The organism is Streptomyces sp. NPDC021019 (assembly GCF_044333295.1).
In the GTDB taxonomy this organism is placed as follows: Bacteria; Actinomycetota; Actinomycetes; order Streptomycetales; family Streptomycetaceae; genus Streptomyces.
Map to the genome: position 1 here is coordinate 224,855 of NZ_JBIRQR010000008.1, position 15,563 is coordinate 240,417.

At 72.9% G+C, this 15,563-nt stretch carries 10 protein-coding genes and 1 pseudogene; 8 read left to right on the top strand and 3 right to left on the bottom strand.

The annotated features are described in order from the left end of the window. Positions 1-210: 210 nt before the first annotated feature. Positions 211-1,095, bottom strand: a complete 885-nt coding sequence (gene sigJ / locus ACH4RG_RS32065) for an RNA polymerase sigma factor SigJ (protein ID WP_397923380.1) — start codon at positions 1,093-1,095, stop codon at positions 211-213. A 122-nt stretch (positions 1,096-1,217) separates the two neighbouring features. On the opposite strand from sigJ, the gene ACH4RG_RS32070 reads away from it, so the two are divergent. Further along, positions 1,218-2,048, top strand: a complete 831-nt coding sequence (locus ACH4RG_RS32070; RefSeq protein ID WP_398163335.1) for an alpha/beta fold hydrolase — start codon at positions 1,218-1,220, stop codon at positions 2,046-2,048. Between the two features lie 75 nt (positions 2,049-2,123). Here the strand turns inward: ACH4RG_RS32070 and ACH4RG_RS32075 are convergent. Beyond that, positions 2,124-2,966 (bottom strand): annotated as a pseudogene (locus ACH4RG_RS32075) (DMT family transporter); the annotation flags it as partial. 47 nt (positions 2,967-3,013) lie between these two features. Between ACH4RG_RS32075 and ACH4RG_RS32080 the strand changes: the two are divergent. The 5 genes from ACH4RG_RS32080 to ACH4RG_RS32100 all read left to right on the top strand — a co-directional run bounded on the left by ACH4RG_RS32080 (position 3,014) and on the right by ACH4RG_RS32100 (position 11,902). Continuing rightward, positions 3,014-4,471: a PLP-dependent aminotransferase family protein gene (locus tag ACH4RG_RS32080; RefSeq protein WP_398163334.1), complete on the top strand. Its 1,458-nt coding sequence runs from the start codon at positions 3,014-3,016 to the stop codon at positions 4,469-4,471. A gap of 128 nt (positions 4,472-4,599) precedes the next feature. Continuing rightward, positions 4,600-6,192: an alkaline phosphatase D family protein gene (locus ACH4RG_RS32085; protein WP_397923374.1), complete on the top strand. Its 1,593-nt coding sequence runs from the start codon at positions 4,600-4,602 to the stop codon at positions 6,190-6,192. 51 nt (positions 6,193-6,243) lie between these two features. Then, positions 6,244-7,623, top strand: a complete 1,380-nt coding sequence (locus ACH4RG_RS32090) for an SWIM zinc finger family protein (RefSeq protein WP_397923372.1) — start codon at positions 6,244-6,246, stop codon at positions 7,621-7,623. Beyond that, a complete protein-coding gene (locus ACH4RG_RS32095; RefSeq protein ID WP_398540623.1) occupies positions 7,620-10,352 on the top strand; it encodes a DUF6493 family protein in 2,733 nt (910 codons plus the stop codon). The genes ACH4RG_RS32090 and ACH4RG_RS32095 overlap by 4 nt, the downstream gene beginning before the upstream one ends. A 107-nt stretch (positions 10,353-10,459) precedes the next feature. Further along, a complete protein-coding gene (locus ACH4RG_RS32100) occupies positions 10,460-11,902 on the top strand; it encodes a GNAT family N-acetyltransferase (protein ID WP_398540649.1) in 1,443 nt (480 codons plus the stop codon). Here ACH4RG_RS32100 and ACH4RG_RS32105 read toward each other — a convergent pair. After that, positions 11,820-13,049: a trans-sulfuration enzyme family protein gene (locus ACH4RG_RS32105; RefSeq protein WP_397923368.1), complete on the bottom strand. Its 1,230-nt coding sequence runs from the start codon at positions 13,047-13,049 to the stop codon at positions 11,820-11,822. The two genes, ACH4RG_RS32100 and ACH4RG_RS32105, sit on opposite strands and share 83 nt — an antisense overlap. 59 nt (positions 13,050-13,108) lie before the next feature. Here ACH4RG_RS32105 and ACH4RG_RS32110 point away from each other — a divergent pair, with 59 nt between their 5' ends. Both ACH4RG_RS32110 and ACH4RG_RS32115 read left to right on the top strand, forming a co-directional pair. After that, positions 13,109-13,588, top strand: a complete 480-nt coding sequence (locus ACH4RG_RS32110; RefSeq protein ID WP_397923366.1) for an Lrp/AsnC family transcriptional regulator — start codon at positions 13,109-13,111, stop codon at positions 13,586-13,588. Between the two features lie 102 nt (positions 13,589-13,690). Continuing rightward, the gene (locus ACH4RG_RS32115; RefSeq protein WP_398540624.1) at positions 13,691-15,379 is read left to right on the top strand and encodes a DUF885 domain-containing protein; all 1,689 of its coding nucleotides are present in this window, start codon (positions 13,691-13,693) and stop codon (positions 15,377-15,379) included. The last annotated feature ends 184 nt before the right edge of the window (positions 15,380-15,563 follow it).

The window sequence follows — 15,563 nt, forward strand, 5'->3', positions numbered from 1 at the left end:
TAGGACGGCATACCCCCTTGGTCAAGACCAATCCTTATTCCGTAACGGAACGAAACGGAACTCTGGCGCAGAGCGTTCACACGACGTTCGTGGTGCCGTGAGGTGAGCGCAGCACAGAGCCCCGCCATCACGACGGATGGCGGGGCTCCGACCAGGCCCGTTGCGGACCCGAGGGGCACCGGGGGCGGAGGAGGTCGGCGGTGCTTTTGGTTATGCGACGGGCAGCCTGGAAAGCTTGTCCGGATTACGAATGATATAGGCGCATTGAATAACACCTTGGCTGACTTCGACCTGGAAGACGGTGTCGGCCTTCCCTCCGACGAAGTAGACGACGGCGGGCCCTCCGTTGAGCTCCATGATCCGGATGTCCCTGTCCGGGCCGACCTCTCCGGCCACGGCGAAGAGGAAGCGGCCGACCTTGTCGGCGGTCTCGATGATCCGCCGCGGCGCCTTCGCCTTGCCACCGCTGTCGCTGACCAGCCGGACGTCCGGGGCCAGCAGCGCGAGCAGCTGCTCGATGCCGCCTCCGGAGGCTGCGGCCAGGAAGCGTTCCGTGAGATCGCGGCGCTCGGCCGGGTCCACGTCGTAACGCGGCTTGCGCTCCTCCACATGCCGCCTGGCCCGGCCGGCGAGCTGCCGGACGGCCTCCTCGGTGCGGTCCAGAGCGGTGGCGATCTCGGCGTACGGGAAGCCGAAAGCCTCCCGGAGGACGAACACCGCGCGCTCCAGCGGCGAGAGCGATTCGAGGACGACCAGCACGGCGAGCGACACGGAGTCGGCGAGGACGGCGCGCTCCGCGGTGTCCGGCACGGCGGGGCCGAACTCCGTGACCACCGGCTCCGGCAGCCAGGGCCCCGTGTAGGACTCCCGGCGTGACCGGAGGTGCCGGAGCCGGTCGACGGCCAGCCGGGTGGTGATCCGCACCAGGAAGGCACGCGGCTCCCGGATGTCCTCGCGCGCCGCCGCCGACCACCTCAGCCACGCCTCCTGGACCACGTCCTCGGCGTCGGCGACACGGCCGAGCATGCGATAGGCGACACCGGTGAGAACGGGCCGGTGTTCCTCGAAGAGCTCGGTCGCGGTGTCGACGGTCATCGGTCCATCCCAGCCCACCGGTCACGTGCTGTCCAGCGGGAATCGCCGAGCCCCTTGAACTACAAGCTACCCGGCGGTAATTGTTGTTGACGAGATGTCTACCCACCCCAGGGAGCAGCAGCATGACCACCACGGCCTCCTTCACCGTCGTAACGGCCGACGGCCCCCACCCGGTCTCGGTCGCGTACGAACGGACCGGCGCGGGCGAACCGTTGCTGCTCCTGCACGGCATCGGGCACCACCTGCGGGCCTGGGACCCGGTGGCACGGATCCTGGCCGCCGAGCGCGAGGTGATAGCCGTGGACCTGCCCGGCTTCGGCACCTCGCCCGCGCTGCCGGACGGCGTCCCCTACGATCTCGCGACCGTCGGCCGGGTGCTCGGAGCCTTCTGTGCCGAACTCGGCCTGGACCGCCCCCATGTGGCAGGGAACTCGCTGGGCGGCCTGCTCGCCCTGGAACTGGGGCGCACCGAGCTGGTGCGGTCGGTGACCGCGCTGTCCCCGGCGGGCTTCTGGACCGAGGCGGAACGGCGCTACGCCTTCGGCACCCTGCGAACCATGCGCCGGAGCGCGCTGGCCATGCCGCTGGGGCTGATCGAGCGCCTGTCGCGCGGCGCGGCCGGCCGGGCGGCGCTCACCAGCACCATCTACGCCCGGCCCGGCAGGCGTTCACCGGAGGCCGTCGTCGCCGAGACGCTCGCCCTGCGCGGAGCGACCGGCTTTCACCAGACGCTGGAGACCGGCAGGGGCCTGCTCTTCGGAGACGACGTGAAGGGCGTCCCCGTCTCCGTCGCCTGGGGCACCCGCGACCGGATACTGCCGCGCAGGCAGGGGGTCCGCGCCAAGCGGGTGATCCCCCGCGCCCGGCTCGTGCGGCTGCCCGGCTGCGGGCACGTCCCGATGAGCGACGACCCGGCGCTCGTGGCCCGCGTCATCCTGGACACCAGCCGCTGAGCCGGCCCGTCGGGCCGCCGCCGCACCGACCGCCTCGCGCCGTCCGAGGACGCCGGAGCCGTACGCCACACCGGCACCGACCAGGAGGCTTCCCACTCCTTGCGCGATGCCGTACGTCCCGGCTCCGACGAGAGGTGCGGTCAGGGCGGCGGAGACCGGGATCAGGCCGGAGAAGAGGGTGGCGCGTTCGGCTCCGATGCGCTGTATCCCGCTGTACCAGCAGACGAATCCGATCACGGTGACGACGACGGCCTGCCACAGCAGGGCCACCGCCTCGCCGCCCGTCGGGACGCGCAGGAACGACGCGCCGTCCATCAGCAGACCGAGCAGCGCCGACTCGACGGCGGCGACACCGCAGACCGTCGCGGAGAGCAGCTTCGGGCCGAGCGGCCGCAGCACAGGGACGGCGAGGACCGCGAAACCGACCTCGCCCGCGAGCGCGCCCACCGAGAAGAGCACGCCCGCCAGGTCGGTGCGCCCCCAGCCCTGAACGGTGAACGCCCCGACGGCGACGAGCCCGGCCGCGTACAGCGTGACGCGCGACGGGCGACGACCGTCCAGCAGCGGGACGAGCACGCCCACCACGATGGGCGCACAGCCCACGAAGACACCCGGAACAGCTGGTTCCGCCGACTGTTCGGCCGCCAGGACCGCCAGGTTGAACCCGACCATGCCCACGGCGGCGAGCAAGCCGATCCGCCCCCATCGCCGGCGGGTGAGACGACGCAGCCGCGCCGTCGCGGAGTCGGGATCACGGCGCAGGAACGGGACGAGCAGGAGCGCGGCGAGACCGTAGCGGAGCGCCTGGCCACCCGCGAACGGGTAGTCGCCGAGGACACTGTTGGCCGTGAAGGATGCCCCCACCAGCACACACGCGAGGGCCGCGAGGAGGGCCCCGCGCAGAGAGGTTGCGTTCATGGGGTCGACGCTAGGGTCGGCGGCGGACCGGTTTAAGGTCCACTTCCATGACGTCTTCGGGGACCAATGCGCATCGTCCGTCGGCGGAACGTCGTTCTCCGGCGTGGGAGTTGCTGCTGCCCGCCGCCTCCGCGCCGGCGCGTGGACGAGGGCGCGCGCTCCGGTCCGCGCTGCGGGAAGCGGTCCGCTCCGGCCGCCTGGCGGCCGGCACGAGGCTGCCCTCCAGCCGTGAGCTCGCCGCCGATCTGGGAGTGTCGCGCGGGTTGGTCACCGAGGCGTACGAGCAGCTCACCGCGGAGAGTTATCTGCGCAGCGGACGGGGCGCCGGCACCTGGGTGAGCGAGGGCGTACGCGCGGCGGCGCGTCCCGTACGCGACCGAGCGCCGCACACGGCGGGCGCGCTGGTGGACTTCCGGCCGGGCACCCCCGATCTGTCCCTCTTCCCCCGCAGTGCGTGGAGCGCCGCCCAGCGGACGGTGTTCGGCCGGCTGCCGCACAGCGCGCTGGGCTACCCCGATCCGCGTGGGCTGCCGGAACTGCGTGAAGCCCTGGCCGGGCTGCTCGCCCGGCGCCGGGGCGTGGTGGCCGATCCGGAGCGGCTGGTGGTCTGCTCGGGGGTGGCCCAGGCCACGACCCTGCTCGGCTTCGTCCTCCGGGACGAGGGCGTGACCTCGGTCGGGACGGAGGACCCTGGCAGCCCGGAACACGCCTCGCTGTTCGCTGCGACCGGCCTGGGCACGGTCCCCCTGCCCCTCGACGACGAAGGCCTCGCCCTCGCACCCCTGAAGCGCTCCGGGGTGCGCGCGGTGGTGACCACGCCGGCACACCAGTTCCCCACCGGCATCGGATACTCCGCGCAGCGCCGCGGCGAACTGCTCGACTGGGCGCGGGACGCGGACGCCGTGATCATGGAGGACGACTACGACGGGGACTTCCGGTACGACCGGGCCCCGGTGGGAGCCTTGCAGGGGCTGGATCCCGAGCGGGTCGTGTACACCGGTTCCGTGAGCAAGTCGCTGGCTCCCGGTTTGCGGCTCGGCTGGCTGGTCGCCCCCGCCGCGCTCACCGGGCGGATCGTCGCCCGCAAACGGACCATGGATCTGGGCAACCCGGTGATCGACCAGGCCGTCCTGGCCGACTTCATCGCGCGCGGCGGCTACGACCGGCAGTTGCGGCGCTGCCAGCGGGCCTACCGGGAACGCCGGGACGCCCTGGTGGCAGCGCTCGACGAGCACTTCCCGGGCGCGACGGTCAGCGGCATCGCCGCGGGCCTGCACATCATCGCCCGGCTGCCCGCGCGGTACGGCCCCGAGGACGTCTTCCTGGAGCGGGCTGCCGGGGCGGGCATCGCTCTGCGGCCGCTGCGCGACTGCGGAACGGCCGACTCCGAGGACGGGACCCTGCCCCTGGTCCTGGGCTACGCCCACCTCGCCCCCGGCGACATCGCCCGGGGGGTCGCCGCGCTGGCGGCCGCGTGGCGGTTCCGGCCGGCCCGTCCCGGCTGACGGGCGCCGTTCACCCGGGGTTGGGGCTCCCGCCGCCGCGGGGGACTAGGCATGGGCCAAGACCGGCGCCGGTCCATGGTCTTCTCGCGAACGGCGCACCGCCCGCCCATCTCCCTGGAGACGCTTCGATGTCCTACCGTCAGCACCGTCCACGTGTTCCCTCGCCCGGCCGCCGTACCGTCCTGCGCGGCTCGCTGATCGCCCCGGCGGCGGTCGCCCTCGCCCCCGCGACCGCTTCGGCGGCGCCCGCGCTGCACCTGGCGGGGCGACCCGAAGCGTCCTGGGGTGTGCAGGTGGGCGGCGTCACCGCCTCGTCGGCTCTCCTGTGGGTGCGCTCGGACCGGCCGGCCCGGATGCTGGTGGAGACCTCGGCGACCGAGTCGTTCCGGCGGGTCCGCAGGTGGCACGGGCCGTCGATCGGCCCCGGTACGGACTTCACCGGCACCACACCGCTGTACGGTCTGCCCGCGGGCGAACAGGTGCACTACCGCGTGACGCTCGCCGATGCGGCCGATCCGCGCCGTACCGGCAAACCGGTGTACGGGACCTTCCGTACCGCCCCGGCCCGGCGCCGCTCCGGGGTTCGGTTCCTGTGGTCGGGCGACATCGCGGGGCAGGGCTGGGGCATCAACCCGGACATCGGCGGCTACCGCGTGTACGAGGAGATGCGCCGACTGGACCCGGACTTCTTCCTGTGCAGCGGCGACAGCATCTACGCCGACGGCCCGCTGGAGCCGAGCGTGACGCTGCCGGACGGCCGGACCTGGCGCAACGTCATGACCGAGGAGAAGGCGAAGGTCGCCGAGACGCTGGACGAGTACCGGGGCAACTTCCGCTACAACCTGCTCGACCGGAACGTCCGCCGCTTCAACGCGCAGGTGCCGTCCGTCGTGCAGTGGGACGACCACGAGGTGCGCAACAACTGGTATCCCGGCCAGATCCTCGACGACGCGCGGTACACCGAGAAGAACGTGGACATCCTCGCGGCACGCTCCGTGCGCGCCTTCCACGAGTACGTTCCGCTCGCGCCCTCCTACGGTTCCGAGCGGCGTTCGCGGATGTACCGGGTCGTGCACCACGGGCCGCTGCTCGACGTGTTCGTGCTCGACATGCGTTCGCACCGCAACGCCAACTCCCCGGGCCGGCAGGCCGACGACACGACGGGCATCCTCGGCGCCGAGCAGGCGCGGTGGCTGAAGCGCTCGCTGGCCGCCTCCCGGGCGGAGTGGAAGGTGATCGCCGCCGACATGCCGCTCGGCCTCGTGGTCCCGGACGGCGCGACGGACTTCGAGGCGGTGGCGCAGGGCGATCCCGGGGCCCCGCTCGGGCGGGAGCTCCAGATCGCCGAACTGCTCCGGTTCATCAAGCACCGCAGGATCACCGGCACCGTGTGGCTGACGGCCGACGTCCACTACACCTCGGCCCAGCACTACGCGCCGGAGCGGGCGGCGTTCAAGGACTTCGCGCCGTTCTGGGAGTTCGTGTCGGGGCCGCTGGCCGCGGGCGGCTTCCCGGCCAACACGCTGGACGGCACGTTCGGCCCGGACCGGGTCTTCGTGCGGGCTCCCGACCGGGCCAATGTCTCGCCGATGGAGTCCCCGCAGTATTTCGGCGAGGTGGAGATCGACGGCGACAGCGCGGAACTGACGGTGCGGCTGCGGGCCGAGGGCGGAGCGGTTCTGTTCACCAAGGTACTTCGGCCGGGCCACGTCGGGCAGTGAACCGAGGCTGGGGCGGGGCCCGTTGTCAGTGGTGGGTCCTACGCTTTTTTCATGACCCGATCCGTTCAGGCCTTGGCCTACGCACGCCCGTCCTCCCTGACGTCATCGCAGGTGGGGCCGTCCCTCGGTCTGGAGACCGCGGGGGGTCTCACCCCGCGCGGGGCGGAGGCGCACCCACGGTTCTTCGCGGGTTTCCTCTCCGATCCACGCATAGCGGCGCGCGGGCTGCTGGCGGTCGCGGACGTGGCTGCGGCCCGCTACTACCAGCGCACGTCGCCCGCCTCCCTGGACCCGGTGGTGACGGGCAACGGCGACCGGCTGCGCTTCGAGTCGTTCTCCGGCTGCTGCGGGGTGTACGCACGCCTCGACGTGCTCCAGGAAGGCCTGGACGGCAGGGAGACCGGCCACGGCACGACGAACGTGGACGTGAACCCTCCGCTGCGGGAGGCGCTGTCGCGGATCACGGCGGATGATCCGCTGCATCTGCGCGTGGGTCCGGAGGAGATGGCGGTGACCACGCTCGACGGTCCGGTGGTGGAGAAGAAGGTGCCGCTGCCCGACCGGTGGTTGCGCGGTTTCGCCGAGGCTCAGGTCGCCTCGGCCGGGTTCGATCTGCGGGCCGAGCTGACGGCGGCGCGGGCGGTGGCGTTCCTGCGTTCGCTGCCCCGCTCCCCGTCCTCGGGCCGTGCGGCACACGGCGCCCGATGGGTGGTGGCGTCGGGCGGGTCCCTGCGCCCGACGACCCGCCCCGTCCCGGGCGCGGTGTGCCTGCCGGGCCCGGAGCGGCTGGTGGCGTTGCAGCGGGTGTTGCGCGACGCCACGGCCCTGCGGGTGTACGGGCCGGTGGCCGACGGCGCGGCGGCGGCGAGTGCCTGGGAGGTGGTGCTGCCGGGGATGCGGCTCACGCTGACGCTCTCCCCGGACTCCTCCCGGGGGTTCTCGGGCGAGGGCGGCGTCCTGGAGGCGCTGGCCACGGATGACGCGGCGGCCGATGCCGAGCTGGTGTCGGTACTGCTCGCCTGGGAGCCCCGGATCGAAGCGACTTCGCTGGCCGAGCAGGCGGGGCTGGGCGTGGAGCGGGTGCGCGCCGCGCTGACCCGGCTCGGCACGGCGGGCCGGGTCGGCTACGACCTGGCGGACGCGGCGTACTTCCACCGGGAGCTGCCGTACGACGCGGACCGGGCGGAGCGGCACAACCCACGTCTCGTGGCCGCCCGCAGGCTGGCCGGTGGGGGCGCGGTGTCCTTCGACGGTGCGCGGGCGACGGTCGTCTCCGGGGACCGGCGCTACCAGGTGCGCGAGAGCGGTTCCGAGATCAGCTGCACCTGTCAGTGGTGGGCGGACTACCGGGGGCGGCGAGGGCCCTGCAAACACGCGCTCGCGGTGCGTATGGTCCGCCGGGGTGCGACGGTCGCCGGAGGCACGCGATGAACGAGCTGCTCACCGCTGTACGGGCGGGGCGTCATCACGACGTACCGCCGCTGGTGCTCGGTCTGGACCTGCCCGGCCGCCGCGCCGCTCTCGCCGGGTTGAAGGAGTTGCGCAAGGAGGTGCGGGGCTGGGACTGGCAGCGGCGGGACAGGGTCCGCAAGGCGCTGCTGGTGGCCGGCGCGGGCTGTCACGCCGGGGCGGCGGGGTGCGCCGCCTGGATCGGGGGCCGTGATCTGCGCGACTGGGCCCGCTCTCCGTATCCGCTGATCCTCGCTTCGCTGAAGGACCGCGATCCGGCGTGGCTGGGCGATCTCGCCCACCGGTTCGCGGGGCGCGCGGCCCTCTCCGACGCGGAGTACACCTTCGTCTGCGAGCTGACGCGGATGGCCCAGGTCCCTCTCCCCGCCTCGGACAACCTGGTCGTGGGGTGGACGGAGCTGGTCAGCGCGGCTCGCTGGCGCGGCCGGACCCGGCGGCCGCTGACCGACATCCTGCGGGAGGATCCGCACTCCGCCGTGCTGGCGCCCCGGTTGTTCGAAATGCCGGAGCTGCCACCGCAGGTCGACTTCTACGACGCGCCGGACGCACGGGACAACTGGCCCGGAGCGCTGTGCGCACTGGTCGAGGACGGGGTGCTGGACCGGGCGCACCTGGTGGAGCGATGCGTGGTCCGTCTGATGCGCGGTGGCAGATCCGTCGATCAGCGGTTCTTCCTGGCCGTTCTCCTGCGACTGGGGACAACGGAGGAAGAGGAGGACCGCCATCTGCGGGACTGGGCGGCGATGGCGACGGACGGGATCACGCCGGTCGCCTCGCACGCCCAGCAGGTGCTCGTACGGCTCGACGCGCGGGGGGTGGTGCCCACCCGGGAGCTGGCGGACGTGTCGGGCGCCGTGCTCTTCCGGCAGGAGAAGAAGCTGGTACGGGCCCAGCTGACCCTGCTGGGCAAGGCGCTGCGCCGGGACGCCTCGGCGGCGGAGGAGCTTCTTCCGGCGGTCGCCGAGGCGTTCGGCCATGAGGGCATCGACATTCAGGAGCGGTCTCTGAAGCTGGTCGCCCGATATCTCGCCGCTGTCGCAGACCCGCGGGTGCGGGAGCAGTTGGCCTCCGCCGCCGCGCGGTTGGGCCCCTTGCACCGGGAGACGGTCACCGCCCTGTTCGGCGGTCCCGCGGAGGAGGAAGCGCCCGAGGCGTACCAGGAGTTCCTGCCGCCCGTGCCGGTGCTGCGGCGTCAGCAACCCGCGCCGGGGACGGTGGCCGAGCTCGTCGAGGAGGTGGCCGCCCGGGTGAAGGCGCACGCGTCGGAACACTGGATCCCGTCGTCGGCCACCATGGACCCCTCGGCCGGGGTCACCGGCTTCGAGCGGGCGCTCGACGGCCTCGTCCGGCTGGCCCGGACCGACCGGGAGGAGCTGACGGAGTCCCTGCGGGAGGCGCTGGCCGGTGTCCACTTCGTCGAGCAAGGCCTGTCGCCCTACATGATCGATCCTCGGTCCATCTCGACCTCGCACGGGCTCTCCGTCGTGGTGGCCTCGCTGCTGGGCCTGGTGTCCGACCGGGACAGGACGGCGTGGCGGGCGAAGACGACCGTCCCAAAGCCGGACGCCTGTGCCCACGCCGCGCTGAACGGGGTGCTGCTCGACCGGGCGTGGGAGGCGGCGGAGGCCATGGATATCGGGGAGGCGCCGTTCCTGCTGGCCACGCCGACCTGGCACACCGGGGCGATCGAGGCGGCCGAGCTCGTCGAACGGCTGCGCACGTATCGGGAGCTGGGCGCCCGTCCCGGCCCCGCCGACTTCGGCCAGGCGCTGCTACGGGTCCGCCGGGGCGGCGGCGAGGGGGCGGACGTCGCTGCGGCGGCCGAGGCGCTGGGTACCGGCGAGGGCGACCGGCTGGCCGCCTGGATCCGTGCCGACGAGCCGGTGGCCCCGGTGCTCCGGCATCCGGCGACCGCCGTCTCCCGCGCCTTTGCGGGCAATTGGTGGCAGCGGACGACGACCGAGGCCCGTCAGGTGCTGTTGGCGACCCGGGAGCGGCCTGTGATCCGGCACGAGTTCCCGGAGGCCTTCCACTGGCTGGGCCTGGCACAGCTCCCCCGGGCCCGGGAGTGCTACCACTGGGGACCCGACCGGTGCTCGCACTGGACGGCCACCCTGCCCGAGGATCCGGAGACGCTCGCCGCCTGGTTGATGCCGAACCTGCTGTTCGCCGCCGACCAGGGGCAGCGGGGAGCCGCCGGGTTCCTGCCGTCCCTGGCGGAGAGTGCGGGCGAGGTGGGCGGTGCGACACATCTCGCGCTGGCCTACGGACTCGGCGCACGGCACCCGGAGGATCGGACGTCGGCGGTGGACGCCCTGCTCGTGCTGGCCGCGGGAGGCCGGCTGGACGGTGCGTCGCTCGGGAGGGAGCTGGCGATCCTGGTCGACCGGGACCTGGTGAAGGTGAACCGCACGGCCGACGCGCTCGGCACGGCGGCCGCCACCGGCGCGTATCGGACGGTGCTGACCGTGCTGGCCGCGATGCTGCCCGGTCTCCTGGCGTACGAGAAGACGCCTCGTGGCCTCGGCGACCTGCTGTCCGTGGCGGCCGAGTGCGCCGAACGCTGCGGTACGGGCGGGATCCCGCCGATAGCGGGGCTCGCGGCCATGGCGGGACGCAAGGGCTCCTCCCAGACGGCCCGTCAGGCCGCCCGGCTGTTCGCGACGTTCCCCGTCGGGGCAGCGGGCTGAATCTGGCCGAAAACGACGATAGGCGACCAGATCAACACGTAACCCATCGGTCACAAGGCGTTCGTGATCAGGCAACACCGTTCGTTCACAGTGAGGACATGACTGATGTGACCTCCGCGAAGAGCGCCCGTCGTCCGCACCACTGGCGGCGGGACCTGATCGAACTGGCTGCCCTGTTCACCGCCGTGGCCGTGGCCGACGCCATGGCCAACCTGATCGGGCACCAGCCGGACGGGCCCTTCCTGCTCGCGGCGTCGGCGGTGGTGCTGGTGGCCACGGCGGCGTTCCACACCTGGTGGGCGCGACGGCACAGCCACGCTCCCCCGTCCGGTGAGGGGGAATCCGCGCCGGGCGGAGCGGACGCGGCGGTGCGCGGGGCACGGGACGGGGCGGCGGGCGGGGCCGGGCCCAGCGGTGTGGGCGGGATCGCCGGTGCCGAGGAGACCACCCTGTGGCGGATGCGGACGACCGTGCGCGACGCCCCGGGGAGTCTGGCCGCGCTGTGCGTGGCCCTCGCCGGGCTCCAGGTGGACATCCTCTCCCTGGGGACCCACCCGCTGGCGCGGGGGGCCGTCGACGAGTTCCTGCTGCGGGCCCCGGCCTCGCTCCAGGCGCACGAGCTGTCCCGGGAGATCGCGGCCGCCGGCGGCACGTCCACGTGGATCGAGCGGGCGGAGGCCCACGATCTGGTCGACATCCCGACCCGGGTGCTGTCGCTGGCCACCCGGACGGCGCTCGACGCGGCCGAGCTGCCGCTCGCTCTGCGCCAGTTGCTCGGCCGGTGCACCATCCACTCGCTGCCCGCCGTCTCCGTCACCGGCCGCCCGGCCGAGGAGAGCGCCCCGGTCGAGGGCGTGCTGGAAGAGACGGTCATGCGGCTGCGGGACCCGTCCGGCGGGGTCATCTCCGTCGAGCGGCCCTATCTGCCCTTCACGCCCACCGAGTTCGCGCGGGCGCGTGCCCTGGTCGAGCTGGACGCCCGGCTCGGCCCGCGGGTGCCGCGCAGCGAGGACGTCCTCACGCTGCCCGAGGGCAACGAGATCACCGTGCGCCGCGCGGACCACGGCGATCTCTCCGCAGCCCGCGCCATGCACGACCGCTGCTCCCAGCGCACCCTGGGCCTGCGCTACCACGGTCCGGTCGGGGACGCGGACCGCTATCTCGACCACCTGCTGTCCCCCCGCTTCGGCCGCACCCTGGCGGTGCAGACGGCATCGGGCAGGCTGGTGGCGCTGGGCCACCTCCTCTGGGACGGCGACGAGACCGAGGTCGCCCTCCTCGTCGAGGACGGCTGGCAGCGCCGGGGCATCGGCTCCGAGTTGCTCGGCCGCCTGGTGGCCCTCGCCGTGGAGGCGGGCTGCGACAGCGTGTACGCCGTCACGCAGTCCCACAACACCGGCATGGTGGCGGCGATGCGCGCGCTGGAGCTGCCCCTCGACTACCAGATCGAGGAGGGCACGCTGGTCATCACCGCCCGGCTGACGGCTGACCGGCTGACGACTGGAGGGTCCGCACTTCCGGCCGCGCCGACGGAAGGGACCCGTCGCTGAGCGCCTGGCACAGGTCGGCCCACAGGTCCTCGACGTCCTCCAGGCCGACCGACATCCGCAGCAGCCGGTCGCCGACGCCGGACGCCCGCCGGTCTCCCTCCTCCACGATGCGGTGGCTGATGGAGGCCGGGTGCTGGATCAGCGAGTCCACGCTGCCGAGGCTGACGGCGGGAGTGATGAGCCGCACCCCGGAGATCACCCGGTGCGGGTCCCCGTACACCTCGAAGGAGACCATCGCGCCGCCGATCCGAGGGTAGTGCACCCGGGCGATGCGCGGGTCGGCGGTGAGCCTGCGGACTAGTTCGGCCGCGCTCGTCGAGGCCGCCCGTACGCGCACCGGGAGCGTGGACAGGCCGCGCAGCAGGAGGTAGCCGGCCAGCGGGTGCAGCACTCCGCCGGTGGCGAAGCGGACTTGGCGGAGCGTGGCGGCGAACTCCTCGTCGCAGGCGACGACACCGCCCATGACATCGCCGTGGCCGCCGAGGTACTTGGTGGCGCTGTGCAGGACGATCCGCGCGCCGTGTTCGACGGGACGTTGCAGGACGGGGGTGGCGAAGGTGTTGTCGACCAGCAGCGGGACGGTTCCACAGGCGTGGGCGACGGCCCGGATGTCGATCTCGGCCAGCGTCGGGTTGGCCGGCGTCTCGACCATCACGAGCCCGGTGTCCGGGCGGAGGGCGTCGGCGATGCCCGCCGGGTCGGTCCAGGTCACCTCGGTGCCCAGCAGCCCCGCGCCGAGCAGATGGTCGCTACAGCCGTAGAGCGGGCGGACCGCGACGACATGGCGCAGCCCCTGACTCGCGCGGGCGAGCAGGACCGCGGTCAGCGCCGCCATCCCGCTGGCGAAGGCGACCGCGCTCTCGGCGCCCTCCAGCCGGGCGAGCGCCGTCTCGAAGCGGCCCGTGGTGGGGTTGTCCAGCCGGGCGTAGACGGGCGGGCCGTCGGGCCGGGCCCCGGTGGTGGCGAAGGCGTCGATCCGCATCGCCTCGCCGCGCGAGTCGTAGGAGGGGTAGGTGGTGGACAGGTCGATCGGCGGGGCGTGCAGACCGAGGGAGGCGAGGTCGTCGCGTCCGGCGTGCACGGCTTCGGTGGCGAGAGCCCTGGACGGGGTGGGGGCAGGGGGCGTCATCGAGACTTCGTTGTCCATGCCGTCACTCTGAACAGTTACCGGTTCGTAGCGGCAATGCCCCGTGCTACGTTCGCCACATGTCCGATTCCGTCGCTCTCGATCCGGTGGATCTGCAGATTCTGCGGCTGTTGCAGAACGATGCACGGACCACGTACCGGGAGCTCGCGACCGAGGTCGGCGTGGCCGCTTCGACCTGCCTCGACCGGGTGGCCCGGCTGCGCCGCTCCGGGGTGATCCTCGGGGACCAGCTGCGCCTCGATCCGACGAAGCTCGGCCGGGGTCTCCAGGCGCTGCTCCTGGTGCAGGTCCGGCCGCACCGTCGGGAGCTCATCGGGCCGTTCGTCGACCGTGTCAGGTCCCTGCCGGAGTCGCGTGCGCTCTTCCACCTCACCGGCCCCGACGACTATCTGGTACAGGTCGCGGTGGCCGACGCGGCTGATCTGCAGCGGCTGGTGCTGGACGAGTTCACCTCGCGGCGGGAGGTGGCCCGGGTGGACACCCGGCTGATCTTCCAGCAGTGGGACTGCGGGCCACTGCTGCCTCCGGCCGGGAGCTGAGTACCGGAAACGTGCCGGAGACGCACCGGCGGTGATCGACTTTCGGACGTCCGGAGGTGAATGATGATGACGGGACGCGTACCGCCGTACGAGGATGTCCGCATGTCAGACACTTCGAGCAGCGCGCTGCCCCGTCAGGTCGCCGACGCCTACGTCGACGCCATCATCGAACTCGACCCCATCACGGGCACCTATCTGGGTGTGTCCGAAAGCTCGCGTCGGCTGCCCGACTTCTCACCTGCCGGTCAGGCCGCGGTCGCCGACCTCATCCGCGCGACGCTGCGGGAGCTGGACGCCGCCGAGCGGCGTCCCGGTGCCGACAGCGAATCCGAACGACGCTGCGGACGCCTCCTGCGGGAACGCCTGACGGCGGAACTCGCCGTGCACGACGCCGAGGAGGGGCTGCGAACGGTCTCCAACCTGCAGTCGCCGGCCCACAGCATCACCGAAGTCTTCACCCTCACGCCGACCGCGACGGACGAGGACTGGGCGGCGGTCGTGGATCGGCTGCGCGCGGTGCCCGCCGCGCACGAGGGGTACCGCGCCTCGCTCGCGCTCGGCCTGGAGCGCAAGCTGTACGGCGGTCCCCGCGCGACCGCCACGTTCGTCGGTCAGCTCACGGAGTGGGGCGGGGAGGGCGAGGGAACCGCGTTCTTCGCGGAGTTCGTCGCCCCCGGCCCCGCGTCGCTGCGGGAGGAGCTGGACGAGGCCGCACGGCTGGCGACTGCCTCGGTCCTCTCCCTGCGTGACTGGGTGCGCGACGTGTACGCCCCGGGCATCGAGGGAGCCCCGGACCCGGTGGGCCGGGAGCGTTACGCCCTCTGGTCGCGGCTGTACAACGGCACCGACCTGGACCTCGACGAGGCGTACGCGTACGGCTGGTCGGAGTACCACCGGCTGCTCGCCGAGATGAGGACCGAGGCCGGGAAGATCCTCCCAGGGGCCGGCCCCTGGGAGGCGCTCGCCCACCTCGACGTGCACGGCAAGCACATCGAGGGCGTGGACGAGGTCCGCGAGTGGCTCCAGGGTCTGATGGACGAGGCGATCGAGGCGCTGGACGGCACGCACTTCGACCTCGCCGAACGGGTCCGGAAGGTGGAGTCCCGCATCGCGCCGCCCGGCGGGGCCGCCGCACCGTACTACACCGGCCCCTCCGAGGACTTCTCCCGCCCGGGGCGCACCTGGCTGCCCACCATGGGCGAGACCCGTTTCCCGGTGTACGACCTGGTCTCGACCTGGTACCACGAGGGCGTTCCCGGCCACCACCTGCAGATCGCTCAGTGGACGCACGTCGCCGACAGCCTCTCCCGGTACCAGGCGTCGATCGGCATGGTCAGCGCGAACGCCGAGGGCTGGGCCCTGTACGCGGAGCGGCTGATGGACGAACTGGGCTTCCTGCCCGACGCGGAACGGCGGCTCGGCTATCTGGACGCGCAGATGATGCGCGCCTGCCGGGTGATCGTCGACATCGGCATGCACCTGGAGCTGGAGATTCCGGCGGACTCCCCCTTCCACCCGGGCGAGCGCTGGACACTCGATCTGGCCCAGGAGTTCTTCGGCAACCACAGCGGCCGTCCCGCCGACTTCGTGGAGAGCGAGCTGACCCGCTATCTGTCGATGCCGGGCCAGGCCATCGGCTACAAGCTCGGGGAGCGCGCCTGGCTGCTCGGCCGGGAGAACGCGCGCGCCGCGCACGGCGACGGCTTCGACCTCAAGGCCTGGCACATGGCGGCGCTCTCCCAGGGGTCGCTGGGCCTGGACGATCTGGTGGACGAGCTGTCGCGGCTCTGACCGAGGGCACCTGCTCGAGGACATCCGGGTCCGGGGCGCCGCCGGCTACCGGCGGGCACATAGCCTCCCCGGCCGGTACGACGAGTTCGCCGGACGCACGCCGCTCAGCTGCTGACGCGCCCCGGCTCCGGGAGCGCCGCACCCGGCCCGGGAGCGGGGCGGCCGTCGAACCGTGCCGACGGCC

Coding starts and splice junctions, on each gene's coding strand:
- sigJ (WP_397923380.1), bottom strand. CDS start 1,095: ATGACCGTCGACACCGCGACCGAGCTCTTCGAGGAACACCGGCCCGTT.
- ACH4RG_RS32070 (WP_398163335.1), top strand. CDS start 1,218: ATGACCACCACGGCCTCCTTCACCGTCGTAACGGCCGACGGCCCCCAC.
- ACH4RG_RS32080 (WP_398163334.1), top strand. CDS start 3,014: ATGACGTCTTCGGGGACCAATGCGCATCGTCCGTCGGCGGAACGTCGT.
- ACH4RG_RS32085 (WP_397923374.1), top strand. CDS start 4,600: ATGTCCTACCGTCAGCACCGTCCACGTGTTCCCTCGCCCGGCCGCCGT.
- ACH4RG_RS32090 (WP_397923372.1), top strand. CDS start 6,244: ATGACCCGATCCGTTCAGGCCTTGGCCTACGCACGCCCGTCCTCCCTG.
- ACH4RG_RS32095 (WP_398540623.1), top strand. CDS start 7,620: ATGAACGAGCTGCTCACCGCTGTACGGGCGGGGCGTCATCACGACGTA.
- ACH4RG_RS32105 (WP_397923368.1), bottom strand. CDS start 13,049: ATGGACAACGAAGTCTCGATGACGCCCCCTGCCCCCACCCCGTCCAGG.
- ACH4RG_RS32110 (WP_397923366.1), top strand. CDS start 13,109: ATGTCCGATTCCGTCGCTCTCGATCCGGTGGATCTGCAGATTCTGCGG.
- ACH4RG_RS32115 (WP_398540624.1), top strand. CDS start 13,691: ATGTCAGACACTTCGAGCAGCGCGCTGCCCCGTCAGGTCGCCGACGCC.